At 39.4% G+C, this 23,300-nt stretch carries 22 protein-coding genes and 1 riboswitch; of the genes, 14 read left to right on the top strand and 8 right to left on the bottom strand.

The genetic code is table 11. From position 1 onward, the window contains the following. The first annotated feature begins 315 nt into the window (after window positions 1-315). The 7 genes from KBF71_05935 to KBF71_05905 all read left to right on the top strand — a co-directional run bounded on the left by KBF71_05935 (window position 316) and on the right by KBF71_05905 (window position 8,726). Window positions 316-1,950, top strand: a complete 1,635-nt coding sequence (locus tag KBF71_05935) for a hypothetical protein (protein ID MBP9877857.1) — start codon at window positions 316-318, stop codon at window positions 1,948-1,950. Between the two features lie 23 nt (window positions 1,951-1,973). Then, entirely contained in the window at window positions 1,974-3,686 is a 1,713-nt protein-coding gene (locus KBF71_05930) for a hypothetical protein (GenBank protein MBP9877856.1), read from the top strand. Between the two features lie 267 nt (window positions 3,687-3,953). Then, window positions 3,954-5,513 carry a murein biosynthesis integral membrane protein MurJ gene (gene murJ / locus KBF71_05925; GenBank protein MBP9877855.1) on the top strand — a complete coding sequence of 520 codons (1,560 nt, stop codon included), beginning with the start codon at window positions 3,954-3,956 and terminating at the stop codon, window positions 5,511-5,513. A 4-nt stretch (window positions 5,514-5,517) separates the two neighbouring features. Continuing rightward, the gene (trpS, locus tag KBF71_05920; GenBank protein MBP9877854.1) at window positions 5,518-6,519 is read left to right on the top strand and encodes a tryptophan--tRNA ligase; all 1,002 of its coding nucleotides are present in this window, start codon (window positions 5,518-5,520) and stop codon (window positions 6,517-6,519) included. Window positions 6,520-6,553: 34 nt separating this feature from the next. Next, window positions 6,554-7,474, top strand: a complete 921-nt coding sequence (locus KBF71_05915; GenBank protein MBP9877853.1) for a sulfite exporter TauE/SafE family protein — start codon at window positions 6,554-6,556, stop codon at window positions 7,472-7,474. Beyond that, window positions 7,471-8,229 (top strand): TIGR02186 family protein, encoded by a 759-nt coding sequence (locus KBF71_05910; GenBank protein ID MBP9877852.1) that lies wholly within the window; start codon window positions 7,471-7,473, stop codon window positions 8,227-8,229. Before KBF71_05915 ends, KBF71_05910 begins: the two co-directional genes overlap by 4 nt. A 14-nt stretch (window positions 8,230-8,243) precedes the next feature. Next, entirely contained in the window at window positions 8,244-8,726 is a 483-nt protein-coding gene (locus KBF71_05905; protein ID MBP9877851.1) for a universal stress protein, read from the top strand. A gap of 64 nt (window positions 8,727-8,790) precedes the next feature. On the opposite strand, the gene KBF71_05900 is transcribed toward KBF71_05905, so the two are convergent. After that, window positions 8,791-9,231 carry a hypothetical protein gene (locus tag KBF71_05900; protein ID MBP9877850.1) on the bottom strand — a complete coding sequence of 147 codons (441 nt, stop codon included), beginning with the start codon at window positions 9,229-9,231 and terminating at the stop codon, window positions 8,791-8,793. A 5-nt stretch (window positions 9,232-9,236) separates the two neighbouring features. After that, window positions 9,237-10,583: a flagellar protein export ATPase FliI gene (fliI, locus tag KBF71_05895; protein MBP9877849.1), complete on the bottom strand. Its 1,347-nt coding sequence runs from the start codon at window positions 10,581-10,583 to the stop codon at window positions 9,237-9,239. Window positions 10,584-10,857: 274 nt separating this feature from the next. Between fliI and KBF71_05890 the strand changes: the two genes are divergently transcribed. After that, window positions 10,858-11,571 carry a response regulator transcription factor gene (locus KBF71_05890; GenBank protein ID MBP9877848.1) on the top strand — a complete coding sequence of 238 codons (714 nt, stop codon included), beginning with the start codon at window positions 10,858-10,860 and terminating at the stop codon, window positions 11,569-11,571. A 74-nt stretch (window positions 11,572-11,645) separates the two neighbouring features. Here the strand turns inward: KBF71_05890 and KBF71_05885 are convergent, their stop codons facing one another. Continuing rightward, the gene (locus KBF71_05885; GenBank protein MBP9877847.1) at window positions 11,646-12,377 is read right to left on the bottom strand and encodes a PEP-CTERM sorting domain-containing protein; all 732 of its coding nucleotides are present in this window, start codon (window positions 12,375-12,377) and stop codon (window positions 11,646-11,648) included. Between the two features lie 257 nt (window positions 12,378-12,634). Here KBF71_05885 and glmU point away from each other — a divergent pair, with 257 nt between their 5' ends. The 5 genes from glmU to KBF71_05860 all read left to right on the top strand — a co-directional run bounded on the left by glmU (window position 12,635) and on the right by KBF71_05860 (window position 18,979). Next, the gene (gene glmU, locus KBF71_05880; protein ID MBP9877846.1) at window positions 12,635-13,972 is read left to right on the top strand and encodes a bifunctional UDP-N-acetylglucosamine diphosphorylase/glucosamine-1-phosphate N-acetyltransferase GlmU; all 1,338 of its coding nucleotides are present in this window, start codon (window positions 12,635-12,637) and stop codon (window positions 13,970-13,972) included. 66 nt (window positions 13,973-14,038) lie between these two features. Beyond that, window positions 14,039-14,130, top strand: a riboswitch (TPP riboswitch). A 52-nt stretch (window positions 14,131-14,182) separates the two neighbouring features. Then, window positions 14,183-15,433, top strand: a complete 1,251-nt coding sequence (locus KBF71_05875; protein MBP9877845.1) for an MFS transporter — start codon at window positions 14,183-14,185, stop codon at window positions 15,431-15,433. 111 nt (window positions 15,434-15,544) lie between these two features. Then, window positions 15,545-16,996: a hypothetical protein gene (locus tag KBF71_05870; GenBank protein MBP9877844.1), complete on the top strand. Its 1,452-nt coding sequence runs from the start codon at window positions 15,545-15,547 to the stop codon at window positions 16,994-16,996. A 234-nt stretch (window positions 16,997-17,230) separates the two neighbouring features. Beyond that, window positions 17,231-18,514 (top strand): MFS transporter, encoded by a 1,284-nt coding sequence (locus tag KBF71_05865; GenBank protein MBP9877843.1) that lies wholly within the window; start codon window positions 17,231-17,233, stop codon window positions 18,512-18,514. Window positions 18,515-18,613: 99 nt separating this feature from the next. Continuing rightward, window positions 18,614-18,979: a hypothetical protein gene (locus tag KBF71_05860; GenBank protein ID MBP9877842.1), complete on the top strand. Its 366-nt coding sequence runs from the start codon at window positions 18,614-18,616 to the stop codon at window positions 18,977-18,979. A 58-nt stretch (window positions 18,980-19,037) separates the two neighbouring features. Here KBF71_05860 and KBF71_05855 read toward each other — a convergent pair whose 3' ends face one another. The 3 genes from KBF71_05855 to KBF71_05845 form a co-directional block, all read right to left on the bottom strand. Further along, window positions 19,038-19,535: a response regulator gene (locus tag KBF71_05855; protein MBP9877841.1), complete on the bottom strand. Its 498-nt coding sequence runs from the start codon at window positions 19,533-19,535 to the stop codon at window positions 19,038-19,040. 301 nt (window positions 19,536-19,836) lie between these two features. Beyond that, window positions 19,837-20,307 (bottom strand): winged helix-turn-helix transcriptional regulator, encoded by a 471-nt coding sequence (locus KBF71_05850; GenBank protein MBP9877840.1) that lies wholly within the window; start codon window positions 20,305-20,307, stop codon window positions 19,837-19,839. Window positions 20,308-20,432: 125 nt separating this feature from the next. After that, window positions 20,433-21,551: an enoyl-CoA hydratase/isomerase family protein gene (locus tag KBF71_05845; protein ID MBP9877839.1), complete on the bottom strand. Its 1,119-nt coding sequence runs from the start codon at window positions 21,549-21,551 to the stop codon at window positions 20,433-20,435. Window positions 21,552-21,680: 129 nt separating this feature from the next. Here KBF71_05845 and hemB point away from each other — a divergent pair, with 129 nt between their 5' ends. Beyond that, complete coding sequence (hemB, locus tag KBF71_05840) at window positions 21,681-22,682, top strand: porphobilinogen synthase (GenBank protein MBP9877838.1); 1,002 nt, start codon at window positions 21,681-21,683, stop codon at window positions 22,680-22,682. Window positions 22,683-22,940: 258 nt separating this feature from the next. On the opposite strand, the gene KBF71_05835 is transcribed toward hemB, so the two are convergent. Both KBF71_05835 and KBF71_05830 read right to left on the bottom strand, forming a co-directional pair. Then, complete coding sequence (locus KBF71_05835; GenBank protein MBP9877837.1) at window positions 22,941-23,126, bottom strand: hypothetical protein; 186 nt, start codon at window positions 23,124-23,126, stop codon at window positions 22,941-22,943. Window positions 23,127-23,190: 64 nt separating this feature from the next. Beyond that, a partial coding sequence (locus KBF71_05830) for a transposase (protein ID MBP9877836.1) occupies window positions 23,191-23,300 on the bottom strand: 110 nt, incomplete at its 5' end.

The raw sequence follows: 23,300 nt of genomic DNA, 5'->3' as shown, positions 1-23,300 counted from the left end.
ACGCGGTCAGGGAACAGGCATTCCCACAGTCTTTGAGACTTGGACAAAAACGTTCTCCTGACCACCCCATAAATCTGATTAGAACTCATAACGTCATAACAAATTTATAACTCTTTCATACCTGACAGGGAAGGAGCAGAAATGACAGGGAAGGAGCAGGGATGATAAGGAGCGGTTAGAATAGGCGACTTTCTTCATATCACCGCAAATGAACAGTATTTGAAGTTACTTTAGTGCACCTGAACTCACAGCTTGCTTTTTGAGATTCTCTTGTTTAAGATGCGGGGACAATAACATTTATATGGATATATTTTAATGACACATCTTAATTCCCTTGCTCCACATACTGATTCTAATTTAACAATCGTGAATGAACCTACACCCATTAATTCTATTGTGACATTTTTGACGCAGCGTGTAACAGTGACTCCTTGTGAAAAAATATTATCCTATTTATATGGGGGTGATTTTTTAAGGCTTCGCCTGGTTTCTAAGGTAACGCCAGCGGAAACAGAAATGCTTAGATTGTTAGCAGATGGTCTTGTCAAATTTCGCGTGGATCTTTCTGGCGCCTGTATTGCAGCAATGCAGCCCTCATACTTAACTTACGGATGGCGTTCACTTTCATTTGTAAATGGTTTGGACTTTCCTCAATTGCTTGAACCTCTTGGTATTTTGTTTGATTTTATTACTGGTCAAAATATTGTTGTGGAGGATTTGACGATTGATTTGAGTAAGGTATTTCCATCTTCGCTTGAAAGAGATGATTTACTCGCTGATGATGAATTTGATGATGTTCAAGTTGCTGTTGAAACCCCACCAGTTCAGATGGAGAACTCGTTTGCTCCATTCTTTCCCGCAACGCTAGCGTCTTTAAAGGTTAGAACTGCAAATTTGAAGTCTAGTGAATTGCTAACAGATCTTTTAGGAAATTGTATTTCTATCAAAAAATTTGATTTGTCTGAGCAGAATGATTTCGTAAATTGGATTCAGAGGATGAGCGTAGAAGATCGTCATTGGATCTTTGCATCTGTTGAAGATTTAGATCTATCTTACCGGAGAACGAGTTACTTTGATAAAACGCTTCCGAATCATGCTTTAAGTGCTGTGTTAACATCATGTACATCATTGAAGTTACTATCTTTAGAAGGATGTCGTTTCATTTCAAATGTTGTGTCTGGTTTAAACCCTGAGCAGATTCAGGCAATTTTTGGAGGGCTTCACACTTTATATCTATCAAAATCAGATATTACATCAACGGCATTCACATCTATTCTCTTAAGTCATCCTCCGCTACGAGCCCTGGGGCTTTCTGAATGTGAGACTCTATCTGATTTTGATTCAGCTACATTTGACTTTGAAAAGTTGGAATTTTTGGATCTGACAGGATTAAGCATGAAAGCTGAACGACTTAATGCGCTATTAGCTTCTTGTGCAAATTTAAAGCAATTATGTTTGGCAGGATGTTATGAGTCCTTGGAGCAGATTACTTCTTTTGCACCAGATCAGTTAAGCGCTATTTTTGGCCAAATGGAAGATTTGATGTTAACAGGAACATATACTAGCAAGCATGCATTAGAAACTGTATTATTTGCGTGTAAATCATTGACTCGTCTATCTCTTGGTGCTTGTCATAATCTTCCCGCTGTTTTAGAGCCGTTGACTGATGAACAGATTCATTCAGTCTTTGGTCAGCTTAAGTATTTAGATTTGCTTCAAATTGAAGAAAAGAGTACGCTTCAGTTGCAAAGATTATTAGCGCAGATATCTCACTTAGAGTATTTATGTCTAGATAGTTCACCTTGGGGAAAATCATTGCTGGAGGAGCTTGATGAAGAAGCCATTACCCGTCTTCTTGGTAATGTGAAATATCTTTCATTAGGCTACATGGATCTATCTCCAAACGCGTATCAGAAAATCAGGCGTGCCTTGCCAAATGTAAGGCTTTGAGTTCATTCTTTCGGAGAAAAACAATGGCCCTACTTATACACAGTGAACAGCAAAATCCAAATCTGCCCATCACACATTTTCACAATCCAGAATCATTGACGCTCATTCCATTTCTACGTCAGCGTTTTTCTGAGGGACCGGCCTGTCGGATATTGTATTTTCTAGATGGTCCTACATTGCTGAATCTTCGGCTTGTCTCGAAAATGACTGACGATGAGCATAATCTCATAAAAGAGTTGATAGGGAGAAAAATTTGTTTTGTTGTTGATGGGTCTGAAGAATGTAATGCTGGGATGATTACTTCTTATTTAAATTTTAGGTGGCAATCACTTGTTTTTCCCGAAACATTGAATGCTGGCGATGCATATCTAGCACTTCAATCGGCGCATTTACTGGTTACTAAGTATAAAGCTTTTGTTCAAGATTTAACGATCAGTACGGTGAATGTGTATCTTTCTCCGCAGACCAGGAGAATCATAGAGCCAATTTTTAAGCAGCTTGATTCCTTACAAGTGAGCCTATCAACGTCTGATTATAATTCTTTAAGTATGGTGCTGCCTTACTGTGAGTCACTCAGAAAGCTTGATTTGAAAGGGTATACAGGAATTAATTTCATGATTCTTGGTCTCAGTCAGGAAAGATTAGAGAAAATATTCCATAAGGTTGAGGTGTTAAATTTATCAGAAACAGGCATTACAGCTGTCGTTCTCTGCCGACTTTTAGTGTCTTGTGCTCCGTTGATATCTCTTAATTTGCATAAATGTACTTCTATTTCTAATGCAATGAATCAAATGACTGATGAGCAGGTCAAACAAGTCTTTGGGCAGATTGAAGATCTTGATCTAGGCGAGACTTTAATAAAGGCAGAAGCTTTGCTCAGAATTGCTGGGAGCAAACCTCCATTGAGAGCCCTAAGTCTGTACGAGTGTAGAAATGTGCCTGGTTTTTATGGTATTGAAGAGATCTTCACAAATATGAAATCTTTGAATCTCGGGCACACTGGTATTGGGAGTCGAGCTCTTATTAGTATTCTGGCCTCTTGTCAACATTTGGAGCAATTGTTTTTAACGGGATGTGAAAATGTTTCGAAAGCAATAGAAGGTTTCGCACAAAAGGATAATTTGCCCCAAGTTGTTCAAGGTCTTGAGGCTTTGGGTTTACCAAACACGAATATAAATGAAAAAGCTATGAGTTCTCTGTTGCTCCCGTGCCGTTCATTGCATTATCTTGATGTGTTTGCTTGCAAATCCTTTCCAGCTGTGTTGGCTAATATGACAGATGAACAGATTCAATCCATTTTCCAACATGTTTGGTATTTGGATGTGGGTGATATGCCTGTTTTTCCTGCAAAGGATTTTGAGCGATTGCTCACTCGACTGACGAGTTTGCAAATTTTAAATCTTGAGGGCGCAAAGTGGATCACAGCTTTTATCAAAGCTCTTGATGATGAGACTCTTGGAAGGCTATTTGGGGATTTGAAAGGCATTTATTTGTCATTCTCTGATATTTCAAAAGAGGCACTTTATAAATTACTGCGTGCATGCAAATCGTTAAAAGCAGTTAAAATATTAGGAACCTCTTCCTTTACTGATTTGATTGCAGATTTGGATGAAGAGTCGATACATGCACTTTTGGGGCCAATTGCAAAAATCGTTGTTCGAGAAGAGGATCTATCAAAGGAATCATGTGAAAAATTATTGAAAGTCTTGCCAAGTTTAGAAGATAAGCTTTGGTGAGAAGGGATGAATTCTCGATAGCGCTTTTTGTATAAATCATGTAAGCTATGAGCAGAAATTGAGACTGCTGCGAAAATCGTCTACCGTCACTCAGAGGGCCCAAAGGGCCCGTGGAGTCTCTAGAATCTCTCAACAGAAATTGTACTAGGTTTTTGATTTAATGAGATTCCACGTCGCCTAACGGCGACTCTGAATGACGGGAGCTGGTTATTGTCTCTCTTTTATGATGGGTTTTGCAGCAGTCTCGAAATTACAAGTGGACTTTTCATGCTTTTTCGATCGATCTTTAATATTGGTTTTTTAACAATGCTTAGCCGCGTTTCTGGCTTTGTGCGTGATGTTTGCATCTCTGCTTTTTTAGGGGCAGGGCCTGTTACCGATGCTTTCTTTGTTGCGCTTAAAATGCCAAATCTTTTTAGGCGTCTTTTCGCAGAAGGCGCTTTTTCAGTTTCTTTTGTGCCAATTTACTCTGGCTATTTAGCACAGGAAAAGTTTGATGAGGCAGCAGATTTTGCTGGAAAATCATTCTCATTGCTTGCGCTTTTCTTGATCCCTTTTACCATTTTGATGACAATTTTTATGCCAGAAGTCCTTCATGTCACAGCGCCTGGCTTTTTGGATGAGCCCGAGAAATTTGCAATGGCCGTGGAATTCTCGCGCATAACTTTTATTTATCTGCTCTTTATTGCCATTGTTGCCTTTATGGGGAGTCTTTTGAATTCTCATCATTTCTTTGGGCCATTTGCTGCTTCGTCCATTTTCTTTAACATTACAATTGTTGTAGGTCTTTTTATCGGCATCCATATGGGATGGATGGAAGGAACAGCAATGTCATGGAGCCTCAGTATCTCTGGCGTGGTTCAGGTTCTATGGATGGTCTATCATTGTTTAAGACATAAGATTGTCATTAAGTTTCAAAAACCGAGTTTTTCTCCCGAAATTAAAAGGCTCTTAAAGTTGATGGGCCCAGGTGCTTTAGGTACAGGCGTAATGCAGATCAATATTTTTGTGGATACAATTTTGGCCTCTCTTTTACCTTCAGGCGCAATATCATATCTTTTCTATGCAGATCGATTGAATCAGTTGCCCTTAGGAATCATTGGCGTTGCAATGGGCACGGCTCTTTTGCCTTATTTATCGCAATCTCATGCCAAAGGTGAACATGCAGAGATGTCTCAATATATAGATGAGAGTTTGCTATACGGTCTTGTTTTGTCTTTACCCGCAGCTGTTGCTTTGATTGCAATTCCAGAGACAATTTTGCTTGTTCTGTTTGAGCGAGGTGAGTTTACATCGTACGATACAGTTCAAACAGCGAAGGCTGTTCTGGCTTATGCGATTGGGATTCCAGCTTATGTCCTCAGTAAAGTCTATGCCGCTACTTGTTTTGCAAGATCAGATACAAAAACGCCTGTCATTATTGCAACGATTGTTGCTATTGCGAATGTTGTTCTGGCCTATTCAATGATTTATGTTTTAGGGCATATGGGGATTGCTTTAGCGACTGGTATTGTTGCCTGGATGAATGTCTTTTTACTCTCATGGGCTTTAAAGAAAAAGATGGGATATCAAATTTCATGGCCTGTGAAAAAGAAGCTCTTTTTGGTTTTTGTGAGTGCTTTTATAATGGGTGGTTCTTTGTATGGATTGGATTTATTGTTAGAGCCATGGTTTGCAGGTGGCGCTTTCTTAAAGATGAGCGCTTTAACGCTTCTTGTATTTATGGGTCTTGCAATATATTTACTTTGCTGTATGGTGTTTAAGATATTTACCTTGCACCAACTCGGTATTTTAAGGTCTCATATTCAAAAAAGAAAGGCAGTCTAATACTATGAAAAAGCGTATTCTCTCTGGCATGCAGCCAACCAATCAGCTCCATCTTGGTAATTATCTGGGAGCATTAAAAAATTGGGTTGCTTTGCAAGATGATTTTGAATGTCTTTATTGTATTGTTGATTTGCATTCGATGACGATGCCGTGGGAGCCAGAAAAAGTCAGAAAGAGTACACTAGAAGTTGCAGCTGCTTATATTGCAGCGGGGATTGATCTTGAAAAAAGTATGATTTTTCCTCAAAGTGCGGTGAGGGCTCATACAGAACTTGCATGGTATTTTAATTGCCTAACGCCGCTCGGTTGGCTGAATCGCATGACTCAATTCAAAGATAAGGCTGGAAAAAATAAAGATGTTGCCTGTACGGGACTTTATACTTATCCTGTTTTAATGGCAGCAGACATTCTCATTTACAAAGCAACTCATGTGCCAGTTGGAGATGATCAAAAACAGCACCTGGAACTTGCACGCGATATTGCTACTGTCTATAATAACTTTGTCAATAAGTCTTATTTCCCGCTGCCGGAGCCACAAATTTTTGGACAGGCAACACGTGTGATGTCTTTGCGTGATGGAACAAAGAAAATGAGTAAATCAGATTCTTCAGATTATTCAAGAATTAATCTGACAGATCATCCGGATGAGATTGCGCTTAAAATCAGAAAAGCAAAAACAGATACAGATGCCTTGCCCGATCAAATTGAAGGGTTAGAGCTAAGGCCAGAGGCTAAGAATCTGTTGACAATCTATGCAGCTTTGGCGGATCAACAACTCGAGTCTGTTGTGCTGAATTTTGCAGGGAAACAATTTTCAGCCTTGAAAGCAGATCTTGTTGATTTAGCCGTGGAAAAATTGTCTCCTATAACTGAGAAAATGAATCAATTAATGGCGCATCCGGATGAAATCCGAAAAATATTGCAGAAGGGTGCTGATCATGCAGAGTCAATTGCATCGGTTCATTTAAAAGAAATACGAGAAGATCTGGGGACCTGGCCTCTTTAAGATCTTTAATCATCATGAATAAGGATTTTATCTTTTGGAAATATATCTACCGATCGCTGAAATGAGTGTGAATGGTTTGCTGATCATCGGTCTTGGTATTGTGATGGGCATGCTATCTGGGATTTTTGGTGTGGGTGGTGGATTTGCCATGACGCCAATTCTGATTTTTCTTGGCATTTCTCCAGCAATTGCTGTGAGTACGCAAGCAAATCAATTAGTCGCAGCAAGCGTCTCAGGGACAGTGGCCCATTCTTACCGCAAGAATGTTGATTTCAAAATGGGATTTGTCATGTTGATTGGTGGAGGGATGGGCTCAATTCTGGGTGTTTATCTGTTTCACCACTTGCAAAAGAGTGGTCATATTAACCAGATCATCTCTCTTTTCTATATTGTCATTTTGACATTTGTGAGTGGATTGATGCTCATTGAAAGCACACGTACAATCTATCGCTCTAAAACAGCACCAACTGTATTTTCATTAAAGCCTAAGCACAATCCGTTACATCGCTTGCCGTTAAAGATGAAGTTTCCACGATCTAAGCTTTATATTAGTGCACTTCTCCCAATTGGTGTTGGTTTTGTTGGGGGCGTTTTGGTGGCTATTATGGGGATCGGAGGTGGCTTTTTGCTTGTGCCTGCAATGATGTATATTGTTGGCATGCCTGTTTCAACCGTTGCTGGAACCTCTCTGTTTCAGATTATTTTTTCAACAGCGATTGTGACTTTTTTGCAAGCAGCAACCAACCACACAGTTGATGTTGTTTTGGCCGCGCTTTTATTGATTGGTGGTGTTATTGGCGCGCAATTTGGAACAAGGATTGGGCTTTTGCTTAAGGGCGAACATATGCGTGTCTTACTTGCCTTGCTCATTTTGAGCGTTGCTATCGGTCTTGCCATGAAAATAGCTTTAGCGCCTCCAGAAATGTTTGATGTTGAGATGAGGGGGGTTGAATGAACCCTAGCACTTATCCATTTTTCTTGCTAAGGCTGATTCTGCTTTTTTGGTTTCTGTTGATTCCGTTTCGTGCTTTTTCTCAATCTTTTATCGCAGATCTATCGGAGCATTTGATTGCGATCACAACAGGTTTTACAGGGTCTGAGGTTGTTTTGTTTGGAGCACGTGAAGGGAAGGGTGACATAGTTCTTGTTGTTGAAGGGCCATCTGGAGAAGCTGTTGTGCGTAAGAAGGAGAAAATTGGAGGTGTTTGGACGACGCAGCAGAGTGTGACTTTTTCAAACATTCCGAGTTTTTATCAAATAGCCACATCACGTCCGCTTGAAGAAATCGCCAGTCCTTCTGTTTTAAAGCGCTATGCGATTGGCGCAAATAATCTCAGCTTTAAGGCGGTTGAAGTGGATGATGGTGCTTATGTGAAAGAATTTAAACACTCTTTTATTCGTGATAAGCAAAAAGCAAAGTTTTATCCAGAAATAGAAGAGAAGGTTTTGTTTTTGGGGGATCATTTGTTCAGAGCTAACATTGATTTTCCATCGAATGTGCCTTTGGGGCTTTACAAAGTGACAGCCTATTTATTTGTGGATGGTGAGGTCTCTGCGGCCCAAGTAACGCCTTTATCTATCAGAAAAATTGGGTTTAATGCAAAGGTGTCTCAGTTCTCAAAAAAGAATTCAGTTTTATATGGTGTTATTGCCGTTTTTGGGGCTGCTTGTTTAGGGTGGCTGGCAGCTTTAATCTTTAAGAAAGCATAAGGAAAATACTGGATATGATGAATTTTACAAATAAAACAAGAACCTTTATGGTTGTCGTAGATGAGACGCCAGAGTTTAAAGTTGCTTTGTATTATGCTGCGATCAGAGCCAAGAAAACAGATTCACATCTTGCTTTGCTTTATGTGATTGAGCCGGAGGAGTTTCAATTCTCCTTATCAGTTGAGCAAATGATGGAATATGAAAGACGCCTTCATGCTGAAAATATTTTGAAAAAATATGCTGTTGAAATTTATGAGACCTATGGCATTCTTCCAATTTATCATATTCTAGAAGGCCAAAAGCTTGATTGTTTATGTGATGTATTGGCTTATGACAAATCAATCTCAGTCTTGGTTTTAGGGGCAGAAGACCAGGAAGAGGGTCCAGGGCCCTTAATTGTTGATCTGTTTTCGCGTACAAAAACAAATCCTTTGTCTGTTCCGATTACGATTGTGCCTGGTCATTTGAGTCTGGAGCAGCTTTCGGAGATAGCTTAGATTAAATAGATGGTCATTGCGAGCCCTTTACAGTGATGACGCGCTCAAACTATTTTTATCGCTTTCATTTATCATCCATATCTCGTATTTGCCGCTGCGAGACTTCATCTAAAAATTGATTTTCATGATAGGTATGATGTTCATTCATTTCCTGAAGGGCGGAATCAGCCATGATTTTGTATTTTTGCATTTCCTGGAAAACAAAATGAATTTTGTCTTCGATAATTTGAATCTCTTCAGATAATTCTTCTAAGAGATTTCTGTAATGTTCTTTCTTTTCGTTCACATGTTTGAGAAAAGTATCGTACCCATAAGGGATAGATTTCTCAGCTTTTGCTTTTTTGTCTTCAGCGGCCAGCCCATCATCAAGAGTTTGAATTTCTTTATTCAGGAAATCTTGGCTATCAAGAAGTGTTCCGAGTTCCTTTTTGAGAGTTTGGAGCTCAAGATTGTATTTTTTTTCAAGCGTTTTCAAGTTTTTGAGTCGAATGATTGGTTCTGACATTTTCTTTACTCCTCATATTTTTGGATGATTTCAGAGAGTGCTTGGAATGCGTCTTGTTGGGAAATGTATGTTGTATAATTTTGAGTGAGAAAGTCTTCAAGATCATTGTAATAGAGAATGGCCTTATCAACATCAGGATCGCTTCCCTTTCGGTAAGCGCCTAGGCGGATCATTTCTGACATATCTTCGTAAAGAGACAGATATTTCTTTGCAATGCGAAGCAATTCATTCTCTTCATCGCTATGACAATCTGGAAGCATCCGTGAGATGCTTTTTAAAACATGGATTGATGGATATCGACCTCGATCAGCAATCTTGCGATCAAGAATAATATGTCCATCTAAGATCCCGCGCACTGTATCAGAAATTGGCTCATTAAAATCATCGCCCTCGACAAGGACCGTGAAAAACCCTGTAATTGAGCCTTGATCTTTGAGGCCTGGTCCTGCTCTCTCTAAGAGTCGTGGCAGTTCAGAATAAACGCTTGGAGGATAGCCCTTTGTTGTCGGGGGCTCGCCCACAGAAAGACCAATTTCTCGCTGGGCCATCGCAAAGCGTGTAATGTTATCTATGATGCAGAGCACATGTTTGCCTTGATTCCTGAAATATTCAGCAACGGCTAGGGTTGTGTAAGCTGCTTGTCGTCTCATCAGAGGTGATTCATCAGAGGTTGCGACAACCAGAACTGATTTCTTCAGGCCGTCTTCACCCAAATCATCATAAAGAAATTCTTGAACCTCACGCCCCCGTTCACCAACAAGTCCAATGACATTGACATCAGCTTCAGTATAGCGCGCAAGCATTGACATAAGCATGGATTTACCAACGCCAGAACCTGCAAAGATTCCAAGACGCTGTCCTTCGCAAGCAGGGATAAATGTATTGAGGGCTTTAACGCCAAGATCAATGCGGCGATGAACCCTTTTGCGTTGATGAGCAGGTGGAGGTGTGTTCAATAGGGGGATTGGTTCAGTCCCTTGTGGTAGTGGGCCTAGCTCGTCAATTGGATCACCAAAGGCATTGATAACGCGACCCAGCCAATGTTGATCAGGAAAGAGATATGATTTGCTTTGTGTGATTGTAATTTTCGAGCCAATGCCAACGCCGTCTAAAGGTCCAAAGGCCATGAGAAGCGCTTTGCCATTTTTAAAACCAACGATTTGCGCTTTGATATCTCTGTCTTGGTTTGTATGAATGATGCATTGAGTGCCGATACTGCTTTCGGTTGTAAGACCAGATCCTTCAAGCATGAGGCCAGAGATTGCTGAAACATACCCATAGCTGGATTCAATTTGAATCGTATCCAGAAAGGCGAAATGGTCTGTGAATATTTTATGAGGTGATCTTGTCATTTTTTTGATTATTTTGAGTGTTAATATTCTTCTACTTTTAAAATAGCAATGAAACAAGAAAATAAAAAGAGAATCTTCTTTATTTTCCGGGTAACGATATGTTAATATTATTCAGAGATGTTAATTAATAATCATAGTAGTAAATCTTTGTATACAATCGACGAATTTATAGTATAGTGGTTGATAGTATTGTTAGAAGTTGACTAGAAATAAAAACGAATAAGGCTGTTTTACTGGATCAATAGTCTTATAAAAAAATAAAGGGGACTTTAGGATGCGTATATTATTAATTGAAGATGACACTTCTCTGTCAAAAAGCATAAAGATGATGCTCACTTCTGAGGGCTTCATTGTAGATGCTACAGACTTAGGGGAAGATGGATTGGAGATTGGAAAATTATATGATTATGATTTGATTATTCTAGATTTATTATTGCCAGACATTGATGGTTATGAAGTTCTGCGTCGCCTGCGTGCAGCAAAAGTTGCAACCCCTATTTTGATTCTTTCTGGTGTTGATGAGCTTGATGCAAAAATTAAAGGTCTTGGCTTTGGTGCAGATGATTATCTTACTAAGCCTTTTGATAAAAGAGAGTTGGTTGCACGGATTCAAGCGATCATTCGCCGTAGCAAAGGACACAGTGATAATATTATCAAAACAGGTGAGCTTGCTGTGAATCTAGATACACGTACAGTTGAAGTGGGTGGTCAGCATCTTCATTTAACAGGTAAGGAATATGGAATCATTGAGCTTCTTTCTTTACGTAAAGGGACCACACTTACAAAAGAAATGTTCTTGAACCATCTTTATGGTGGTATGGATGAGCCAGAGCTTAAAATTATCGATGTGTTTGTATGTAAGCTTCGCCGTAAATTGGCGGCAGCAACCGCTGGTAAGAATTACATTGAGACAGTTTGGGGTCGTGGGTATGTTCTGCGTGATCCAGTAGAAGATTCACAAAGCAATAAGCAAAATAGAGCTGCTTAAAGCTAATAATGAATAAATAAAGAGCCCGGGTGATCGGGCTCTTTATTTTGTCATTTAAGCCTGATACTGGCGCATCAATTGCGTTTACGCAGAAAGGCGAGACCAAAGAGTGATAGGCCAAGTAATCCTATGATTTCTGGCTCAGGTGTGCTGGTTGTTTCAAGATCATAAGTTAAGCGAACCTGTGCGAGTTGAATGCCTTGACCCAATAGGCTAGGGCCCGTAATTGCAAGCGTATTGGCATCTAAAAAGCTGTTAGCAAATGAAAATTCAGTAAAGGCGCCAGTTGTTACTGTAAAGTCGTCATATGTTACAGTGCAATCCGTGCAGTCCATCCAGTGTAGATTGCTTTGAAGACCTGGTAGATTTCCAAGTAATAATATTTCAAGCGTAACATTGGTAATGCCTGGTGTGCTTTCTATAAAATTCCTGACATTTCCCATATCGAGGAATAAGACTTCAAAGGAGCCGTAGACATTGTCGCTTCCATTAGAAAGAGTAACGCCATTGATAAAGCCAGGATCAGTGTCTATAACAAGGAGGCCATCGAAGCCTATACTTATCCCGCCTGAGTTTACACCCATTCCAGTTCCAGTAGCCGTGACATTTGCTGCATACTGTATGTTATAAGGTGTATATACAGATCCAGAGACGTCAATAGGGATACCATCGCTTGTTATGGTTGTAGATGGCGTTGGTAAAAGCGGGCTTGTGAAATCCCACGTTGTTGTCAAGGCCTGGGCTTGTAGGCTTCCTAAGCATGCTGCCAAAAAACCTATTGCAGATATTTTTAGTAATCGATTCATATTGTCCTCCTTTGTTTGTTGGGCTTCTTTGTGTATCCATAAGTTATTCACAATGAATAAACTTCCTTTTTGTATAGCAATAAGTGTGCCGAATAAATTTTTTAATAAAATCAATTACTTAAATAAATAAATATTCAGCAAGTGTGATTGTTTGTAAAAAAAAATGACAATTTAAGTGTTATTTTTCATTGGCAATAAGCAGGGGGTTCGTCTAGACTATTTGAATACTCACCTTCTTAAGACATAGGAAATCGGACATGACGCATGAACATCCACTTTATTGCATTATCTTAGCTGCTGGTGATGGCACCAGGATGAAATCAAAAACGCCTAAGGTGCTTCATGAAATTGCTCAAAAGCCGATGATTCATCATGTGATTGATTGTGCAAAGCAGTTGAACCCAGATCAAATGCTTGTTGTGATTGGTCAAAATCAAGCTGAGATTAAAGAGGTGATCTCGCCAATTCAGACAGCGATTCAGTCACCTGCAAAGGGAACAGCGGACGCTGTTCGCATTGGGTATGAGGCTCTGTGTGCAGCTGAAAAGAAAGATGTTTTGAAGGGAGATGTTCTGGTTCTATATGGTGATACGCCCTTGGTTGAGCCTGGAACATTAAAATTGATGCGCCTTGAAATGTCTGCTGCTTCAAAAAAACCAGGGATTGTCGTGCTCGGGATGAGGCCGTTTGATCCAGCTCAATATGGGCGTCTTGTGCTCGCTGAGGATGAAACAGTTGAGCGTATCGTGGAATTTAAAGAGGCAACAGAAGCTGAAAAGCAGATTGAATGGTGTAATGCTGGATTGATGCTTTTTGATGGTGAGAAGCTTGCTTCATACTTAAAGCGGATTGATTGTAATAATGCAAAGGGTGAATATTATTTAACCGATGCTATTGCTCTAGCGAAAATGGATGGCGATTCTTGTCATTTGGTTGAAGCTGCTGAGGAAGATGTGATGGGCGTCAATAGTCGTGCAGAACTGGCAGATGCAGAAATGATTTTTCAGAACCGCAGACGGGATCATTTTATGGCACAAGGGGTGACACTTATTGATCCCTTTTCTGTTTATTTTGCAGCGGATACAATCATCGGTGCAGATACAATCATTGAGCCAAATGTCTTTTTTGGTAAGGGTGTCACGGTTGGATCGCACTGTCATATTTATGCATTTAGCCATTTTGAGGGTGCTACAATTGGAAATGAATGTGAAATAGGTCCTTTTGCCCGGATTAGACCAGCCTCACACCTGCATGACAATGTTAAAATTGGAAACTTTGTTGAGACAAAGAAATCTGTCATTGAGAAGGGCGCTAAGGTGAGTCATCTAAGCTATGTTGGTGATGCCTTTGTGGGTGAAAAGGCCAATATTGGAGCAGGGACGATTACTTGTAATTATGATGGCGTTAATAAATTCCAGACAAAAATTGGCAAAGGTGCCTTTATAGGTTCCAATTCATCATTAGTTGCACCGATTGAAATTGGTGAGGGTGCGATGATTGGTGCTGGTTCAGTCATTACAAAGACTGTTGAGCCATTTGCTTTGGGTGTTGCGCGCGGCCGGCAAGTGAATAAAGAAAATTGGCGTAAGAGCTGATACCCCATCTCATTTTTAAATGATCTTTTACATCTTGACATCTGATGGTGTCTGTTTTACTTTACAGTTAATGACCAGGGGTGCCGACAATGGCTGAGAAAGACCCTTTGAACCTGATTTGGTTAGTACCAATGTAGGGAGCGTGATTTGAACTCAAGCAGCGTTTTGCTGATTGGGGCACATCCTGGTGTAAAAAAGAGGATCAGGATGATGCAAAAAATCACAAAAAGAGATTTATCAATATTAATTGGCAATGGGTTGGATCATTTCGATACATCTTTATATGGTTTCCTTGTTCCAATACTAGCTCCTATATTTTTCCCAGAGTATGATCCCGTTGTTCAGTTGATTTTGGGGTATAGCATCATGTCGACCTCTTTGATTACAAGGCCTGTGGGTTCATTTATTTTTGGCGTGATTGCTCGTCACTATGGCCCAACTTTTGGTCTTTCTTATTCATTAATTGGTGTTGCGATTACAACTGTTAGTATTGGGCTGCTTCCAGGTTATGATATGCTAGGCTGGTTTGCTCCTTTATGTTTAATTTTTATTAGAATGATCAAAGGTATCTTTGCGGCAGGTGAATCAACGATCGCAAAGATTTATATTTTACAAGGTAAGAGTCAAAGGTCTGCACTAAAAGCTTCATATTGGTATCAATGTTCGTCAATGGCTGGGATTGTTCTGGCTTCAGCTGTATGCACGGCATCTATTTTCTTTCAGCAATATGAAGTTTCTTGGCGATTGTGCTTTTGGCTTGGCGGTTTGGTGGGCTTGATAGGCTATTTTTTGCGTCGCTATTCTATATCAGTAGAAGAACGAGAAGGGATGAAACAATTTTCATCCTATCGTATATCGAGCCTGAAGATGCTCTGGGTACATCGGGTGAATGTGAGTCGAGTGGCAATATGCACGTCTTTTTCTTACATCACTTATGCTGTTCCTTTTGTTTTTATGAATAGTTATGTGCCGCTTGTTACCTCCATCACATTGGAGGCAATGATGGCTTTGAATACAATATTATTGGTGTTTGATATGGTGATGATTCCGATTGTTGGTCGCTTTGTATCTCAGTTTGAGAGTCGCCGTGTTATGATATTTTCAAGCACAATATTAGCATTGACGATCTTTCCGCTTTTGAGTGCTTTACAGGATGCCTCCTTTGTGTATGTGACTTTTGTGCGGTTCTGGATTGTGTTTTGGGGTGTTGTTTTTCTATGTCCAGTCAATTTTTGGTACAAGACGCTTTTTAATTCACGGGAACAATATTTGTTAATAGGGATGGGAAATGCGATAGGAGCTGGAACACTCGGAAAGATGTCGAGCGCGATCTGCCTTGGTCTTTGGTATACAACTGGTTCGATGGCTTTATCAGCAACATATGTTGTCGGTGTTATGCTGGCAACATCTTATGCGGTTTGGTCTGAGTCTTTAAAGGAATCGGAAGTTGTAACAGTTTGAAAAGATTTCTTTATAGGGATGATATCGACTTTAGTCTTGTTTTTCAGCAATGAGACTTATAATATACTTTCTCAGATAAAAATATCCAACTGTTTAGAGGAGGGAACTAAAGTGTCATATTTATTGCAAGGATATCAAAATCAGTTTTTTGGGCTAGCGCGCTATCTTATCGCTTCAGATATGCAACAAAATCCTATTGTAGTCTGTGTGACTTTGCAAGATCTCCTCAAAAGATATAAAGCGCAGTATGAAAAAGTACCTGCACATCTTTCATTTGATCAATTTTTTCAAAATGAATTGAATATTCAAGATAGGGCGATCGCTAAAAGGGTTTTCCAAGATTTTTTGAGTCGCGTGATTCCGCCCTATCGCGGCCAAATGAAAAACCCTGATTTCGCTGTTTTTTTTCAAAATCATACTCCTTTTTTATTGAAGCAAGCTTTGCATGATATTGTTTTGGTTTCTGCATTATCTCAATATTCGCTTAAGCAAATTGTTCCTGTGATCGAGACTCAGGCGCAACTTGCAAAGTTACTCCAGGTTCTGCAGCATGTTGTTCTTAAATCACCGGACGTGAACAATCTGTTGATTGAAATGTTTCTGGATTATAGAATCCCTCAGTCGATGATTGATTATGAAGTCACTCGTTTTAGGGCATTTATGGATGATCTTTTTTGTGATTTCAGTAAAAGAAATACAATTTTAAAATCTATCCGTGAATGGCAGTCTTATACAAATGAGCAAAAAGTTTCAGTCTTACAAGAGTTTGTTGTTTGGCATTCAAGTGCTTTTGGTATAACGGTCCCTAGAATTGTGGTTGAAAATTTTGATCCTGCCTATTGTGGATTTGTTGGGAAGGATCATCTTATTATTGTTTCTGTTGTGGATATTCGAGATAAGCCTCCTGTGGAGCTTTTGCTTTTTTGTTTACATGAAAATACTTATAACTATCATACACATTTGCATCGTGATTTTGAGCTGGAGTCGAAGCGTGATCTCTCACGAGTTACAGGTTTTTATCAAGAATTATCCCATGACAAAGACGTGCGAAAATATGTAAAGAACTTGTATTTATCTGCTTGTAATTATCAAGGGACAGAAGAGGGTCTTGATTTTTATTATTTACAACCGTTTAAATTCCATGCTTTTACCCATGAGTTTTTATTTGCCACTCTCTTTTTAGAAGAGTTTACAAAGGTCGATTCATCTCGAGCTCTCTATAAGTATCAGAATGTAGGATCACTTGTTTATCGTCAGGTGGAAAGCAGTTTGGCCCAAGTACATTATTTGGTAGGCATGTACATGCGAGGCGTGACTTATGGAAGCCTTTCTTTAAAAGATGTTCATAATAAATTTATGCCCCGCTATATAACATTCTTAGAAGTCTATTGTGGCCGGGATAGCGAAGATAAATCATTATTGAAAGCCCGGAATGAATTAGCTCGTTACGGGAGTGCCTATCAAGAAAGCCTGTGGCAAGAAGGGGTAGATAGAGCATTAGCTCCGAATACATCATATGATGATAGTTTGGCGAGAGGCATTGAGAAAGTGTTAGCAGAATAATTCATAAAAAAACATTTTATTAAATAATGTTCTTTATGTGAAGTGAAGTAAACAAATAAAGAACATTTTGTTTCACAAAAAAAATTGACACAACTTTAAATATACGTTAACCTGAAAGGATACGATTTGCCTCAGTATTTTGTGATTATCTGATTGTATTATCAGTAATTTGGTCATATTTTTTGAGGGATCTATATTTTTCTTATAAAAAACAAATTAAACGGAGTGAAGAAATTGGACAAGGTTAATCGATCTTCTATTTGGGTAAGCTATATCATCTGCACTGTATTTTTGGCATATCAATACATGCTTCGCGTTCTGCCTAATAATCTTATGCCTGTTTTAACTGAAAAATTCCATGTGGGTGCAAGTGCCTATGGTCAATTTTCAGGAGTATACTATATTGGATATACTTTGATGCATATCCCTGTGGGTATTATTTTGGATCGTTTTGGTCCAAAATGGATTTTACCACTTTGCATGATATTGACAGGTCTTGGTATTTTACCACCTTTATACGCAGAGCATTGGCCAGAGATTTATGGTAGTCACTGGATCTATTCTGTTGTAGGACGTTTTTTAATGGGTATGGGTTCATCAGCGGCTGTGTTGGGTATGTTTAAAATCATCAAAATTGGTTTTGGCGATGAGAAATTTACAACGATGCTAGGATTATCAGTTACGATTGGATTGCTGGGTGCTTGTTATGGTGGACAACCTGTAAGCTATCTGTTCCAAATTTTCTCTTGGGAAAATGTGTTGCTTGTTTTGGCTCTTTTTGGATTTGTATTAGCTATTATTACATTCTTAACAACGCCAGCGCAAAAGAGTGTCGACACAGATGCAATGACTGTTTTGAAAGATGTTATTGGCGTGATGACAAATGTAAAAATTCTAGGCCTCTGCTTATTAGGTGGATTGATGGTCGGGCCACTTGAAGGTTTTGCAGACGTATGGGGTAAGGTGTTTTTGCTGAAAGTTTATGCCTTTACCGATAATGAAAGTGCGTTTTTACCATCTTTGATCTTTATGGGTATGTGTGTAGGTGCAACGCTTTTAAGCTATATTGCGAATGTGACAAGAGCCTATTATGAGATTATCTTTTTTGCAGCACTCTTAATGGGACTTGCCTTTATTCTACTCTTGACAGGCCAAATGACTTTCTCTGTGTTGGTTGTTCTGTTCTTTGGTATTGGTGTGTTGTGTGCTTATCAAATCTTATTGATTTATAAGGCAACGACTTATGCAAGTGGTCATATGATCAGTTTAACCTCAGCTTGTGCAAACATGATCATTATGATCTTTGGTTATTTCTTCCACACTGTTATCGGAAAGCTTATGGAGTATTTCTGGGATGGTGAAGTTGTAGCTGGAACGCCTGTTTATCAGCCTGATGACTTTATCGCCTCATTATCAGTCATTCCGTTATGCTTGATGATTGCGGCTTGCTTCTTGTTCTACATTATGCTCAGACACCGTAAAAAGGCTAGATATGAGCTAAAAATGGCTGAGGCTTGATCGTTTGGCTTGTATTTAGCGCTTAAAGGGGATTTTTATTCTTTCTCAATTTTTACTGGTTAAACTGACTTTAGCTTATTAAATTAAGAAGTGGGTTAAATGCAGCAAAGACGCGAAGAAAGAGAAAATGTACAAAAAGGATTTATCATTATACATGGTAAATCCTATCCCCTATCTAATTGGAGCTCTATGGGATTTCTGGCTCAAGATTATGAGGGGCCTGCTCAATTGGGTGATAGAATTGACATTGAAGTTCATTTAACCAGTCAAGTTGGTTCTGAATTTGAGTTTAAATGCCAAGCAATCTTGACACGCGTTCATGCTGAAACAAAAACGATTGCAGGTTCATTTGTTCGCGTTTCTGCAGATATTCGGAAAAAAATATCAGATCACTTTACGAAGAAAACAAGTTTAATGGCAAAGATCTTCTCTTTGCCATTATTTGCGCGCGCTCAAAGGCATTAATCAAGCGTCACAAAGGATCAAGGCATATTTTTTAGATTCGCTTGAATCGTTGACTGCATTAAACCTTAATCCAGGATTCATTTATATCGGATGCTTGTGCTGGTAAAGGCTGGAAGCCGCCTGGTTGAGATATGGGAAGTGGTTTTAAAGGCCCAGAAAGTGAACTTTCATTTTGCTTGCGTTGAATGGCAAATTGAATGCGAGCACTTAATTTTGTATTGAGTAGGTCTTTTTTCTCTAGATAGTCTTGTATGCCATTATTTAAGTATTTAGAAAGAGAGCCTGTTGCTTCGTAGCCTGTAATTGACATGATGGGAACTGTACTGTTTGTATGTAATATTTTCTCAATGGTATCTGTGCCTTGAGAATCGGGGAGATTTAAATCAAGTAATACGACGTCAAAATTTTCCTTAGTGAGAAGGCTTACAGCACCGCTTAGATATGTCGCATGCTGAACTTGGAAGCTGAACTCTTTAGACTGATGTAAGAGTTGCTTCACAATCATGGCATGTGTTAGATCATCCTCTACCAATAAAACCTTGTATGTTTTATACATGATTTGTTCTCTTTAGGTTTGTTGTTTTGATAAAGTTACTGTCATTAGTATAACTCTGAGTCGTAAAAAATTTCTAAAGTATCTATTGTTTTTTTAAGTCTGTGTTTGAAATGAGAAAAGACGGTGAATAATCACCGCCTTTCTTATAATGCTTGGGTCGTTTGTATATCAATACCAGATAAAATTATACTATGAGCGAGAAGCGCGGTGTAGTTTTAACCTACATAAGCGACAAGCGACTTGTCCGCCGAAGCACCCAGTGCGTACGAGGAAGCAGTAGAATTTTAAAATGGCATTGATATTATATAGCAATAGCTGCCATTGAAGAATAATCCATTGACATTTGCCAGTAGCGCTCAACGCGTTGGAGAACTTCGTTGATCTTTGCAAGATCTTGTTCTTTAACGCCAGCTTTATCAAGATCAGCAGATTGTTTGTCAAAAAGCTTGCCGATGCGCGCAACAAGGTCAAGGCCTTTTTGTGATAATTTTACGCGGATTGAACGACGATCGTGTGTTGATCTTTCTTGTTCTAAATATTTGTTTTCAACCAATTTTTTAACGTTGTATGAAACGTTTGATCCAAGATAATAACCGCGTGCTGTTAACTCACCAACTGTGAGTTCATCTTCTGCAATATTGTAGAGGATAAGAGCTTGTACGTTGTTGACGTCTTGAACACCCATACGATCAAGCTGAACTTTTACAACTTCCAAAAAATAACGGTGTAAACGTTCAATTAAGAGGATTGAATCAAAATATGGTTTTCTCATAGTAATTTCCTTCCAGGTTTTAGATATTGAGTCTTGTGTTTTGATTTTTTATGAAAAAGTTAATTTTATTTTCATTTAAATTAGGATGGCATTTTACTGATAGCATGTCAAGCAATAAAAACAGATTAACCAATCTTTTTTTGCTTTTTTTCTGAAAAAGATTCAGATATTGCACTCTCAGAAAAAAATGAAGACAGTATATCTAGTGGAATATTATCCCTATGCTGATATAAGAATTTTGGATTGCCATCTTTATCTATGAGAAGGGCTCTGATTCCTTCAAAAAAATCTGAGCAATTCATGAAGTGCTGAGAGATATTAAATTCCATTTTCATGATGGATGCAAACTCTTTGATGATTTCTTTGCCTTTTTTAAGCTGCTCGAGGATAATGGATTGACTTAAAGCAGATCCTTTGAGAATAAGATTTAGAGCTTCTTGAGCCCAGTGATTTTGCGTAGAGTGAGCCGTCAGTTCATGGATGATTGTTTTCAGATCATTTGATGCAAAGCATTTATCAATATCATGCGCGTGTCTTTCAAGAAATGAAGAGGGTTCTGGGAATTGGTTGAAAGATGTTAAAAGAGGGCGGATTGTAAGGTGAGGGTTTTCATCGTCCCAGGTCAATGACTTGAGGTTTTGTAGGAGGCTTGCTTGCTTTTCAAGTGGAATGTAATAATTGGCAAGCTTTGCATAAAGGGCATCAGCAGCAGAAAGGCGATGTCCGGTTAAAGCCAGATATTTGCCAATCATGCCTGGAGCTTCATTTAAAAAGTGCGTTGCACCCACATCAGTGAAGTAGCCGATGACAGCTTCTGGCATAGCAAGAAGAGAGGTTTCAGAGACAATGCGATAAGAGCCATGGACAGAAAGGCCCAGTCCGCCGCCCATTGTAATGCCGTTCAAGAAACAAATGTAAGGTTTTGGAAAGGCAAAGATTTTTTTATTCATCTCATATTCGATTGAAAAGAAATCGTGCGCCAGTGTATTTTGGGGCTGTTGGCCCCTCTGATTTTCGAGCTGAGCGAGATAGACTGCACGCACATCTCCTCCGGCACAAAAGGCTTTTTCGGAGGTTGATTGAATGACAACAGCCTTGATATTTGGATCTGTTTCCCAGGCTGTGAGCCAGGCTAGCATTTGCTGAACCATGTGTAGATCAAGTGCATTGAGTGCTTTTGGTCGATTGAGTTTCACAAAGGCAATATTGTTTTCAATGGTGTAATCAATTGTATCAGTTGTCATTTTGAGATCCTGAGATTGGAGGAAAGTTAAGAGAAAAGCCATTGCTCTTCTTGAGACTTCTATGGTACAAAATGATTATCTAATAAAAAAGATGATTCTACAATAAAGGCTAAAAAAAAGAGAGGTGACATGCTGCATCATATTCAATATCCTCATACCAGACTCAGAAGAACACGCATGCAAGAATGGAGCCGTGATCTGGTTGCAGAGACAAATCTATCTGCTGATCATTTAATATTGCCTGTCTTTGTGATTGATGAAAAAAATCGGTCAGTTCCTGTAGACTCAATGCCGGGTGTTTCTCGCCATAGTCCTGATCTTCTCCTGAAAGAGGCTGAAAAAGCTTTGGAGAAAGGCGTGCGTTCCATGTTGCTTTTCCCAGCGCTTGAATCATCCGTTAAAACAGCAGATGCGGCCTTGGCCTATGATCCTGATAATTTAATCTGCAGAACGATTCGCTTGCTGAAAAAGGAACTGCCAGAGATGGGTATCTTTGCAGATGTTGCGCTTGATTATTATACAGACCATGGTCATGACGGAATTTTTGATGGCAAAGAAGTTTTGAATGATGCAACTGTCTCAGTTCTGATTCAGCAATCATTGGCTTTTGCAGAGGCCGGAGCCGATTCGGTTGCGCCATCAGATATGATGGATGGCAGAATCGCTCACATTCGTGAGGCCTTAGAGAAAAATAAGTTTCACAATGTGCTTATTACGTCGTATGCAGCAAAATATGCGTCAGCCTTTTACGGCCCATTCCGCGATGGTGTGAAATCGGGATCATGTTTGGGTAAGAAGAACAAAAAGACCTATCAGATGGATCCGCGCAATGGCCTGGAGGCGCTTAAAGAAGCGCATCAAGATATAGAAGAGGGCGCCGATTTTTTAATCATAAAGCCTGGTCTTCCTTATTTAGATGTGATTGCGCGGATTAAGGATTCTTGCAATATTCCGATCTTTGCCTATCACGTGAGTGGTGAATATGCCATGCTGAAAGCAGCAGCGCAGAATGGTTGGCTTGATTATGACCGTACTCTTTATGAGACGCTTATTTCATTCAGAAGAGCAGGCTGTGCAGGTGTATTTACCTACGCTGCTCTTGAAGCTGCAGATTTGTTGAAGTCGCTCTAAGCGTCTCTTTTAATTGTTCTCCTGCTCTACTTTTTTCATTCCTGCGACCTGTCGACCGAAGCCTTGGCGTAGGTGGAAAGCAGGGATGAAAAAGAGAAGGTCGGGATGAAAAAGAAAAAGTGCAGGAATGACAAAAGTGGGAGAATGACAAAAGAAAGAGTACCGGGTGACATGCACGGAGTGCTTATGTGACAAGTGGAGAGGCCTCAGGATGACGGAAGGAGAAACTGCGCTCAGCTCAAATTTCAAACAAAATGCTTATTTTCTTCTTGCTTTTAAAGCCTCATACCGTTGCATAGCTATTTCTTTAGCTTCGATTTTGTTCATTTCTGGGAAGATGAGTACATTTTCAGCCTGCCCATTGATGATTGCACAGAATCGTTGAAGGTCTTCTTTTTCCTCTTTTTCCATTGGCTGTGACATAATGGTGGGAATGCCGTGCATTAACTTTTCTCTCAAAGTTTTTAAGCCTTCATAAATTGAGATATAGGCTAGGTAGTGTCGACATTCACTTTAGCCACAAATAAATAGCAGATAGAAGAACAAAAGCCATATAAGAGACCGCCAATTTGTCATATCGCGTTGCTACTCTTCTGAAATGCTTCATTTTATTAAACA

The organism is Alphaproteobacteria bacterium (assembly GCA_018063245.1).
Classification (GTDB): Bacteria; Pseudomonadota; Alphaproteobacteria; order JAGPBS01; family JAGPBS01; genus JAGPBS01.
The sequence above is the reverse complement of the archived record's forward strand: the minus strand, read 5'-3'. Positions and strand labels throughout refer to the sequence as shown.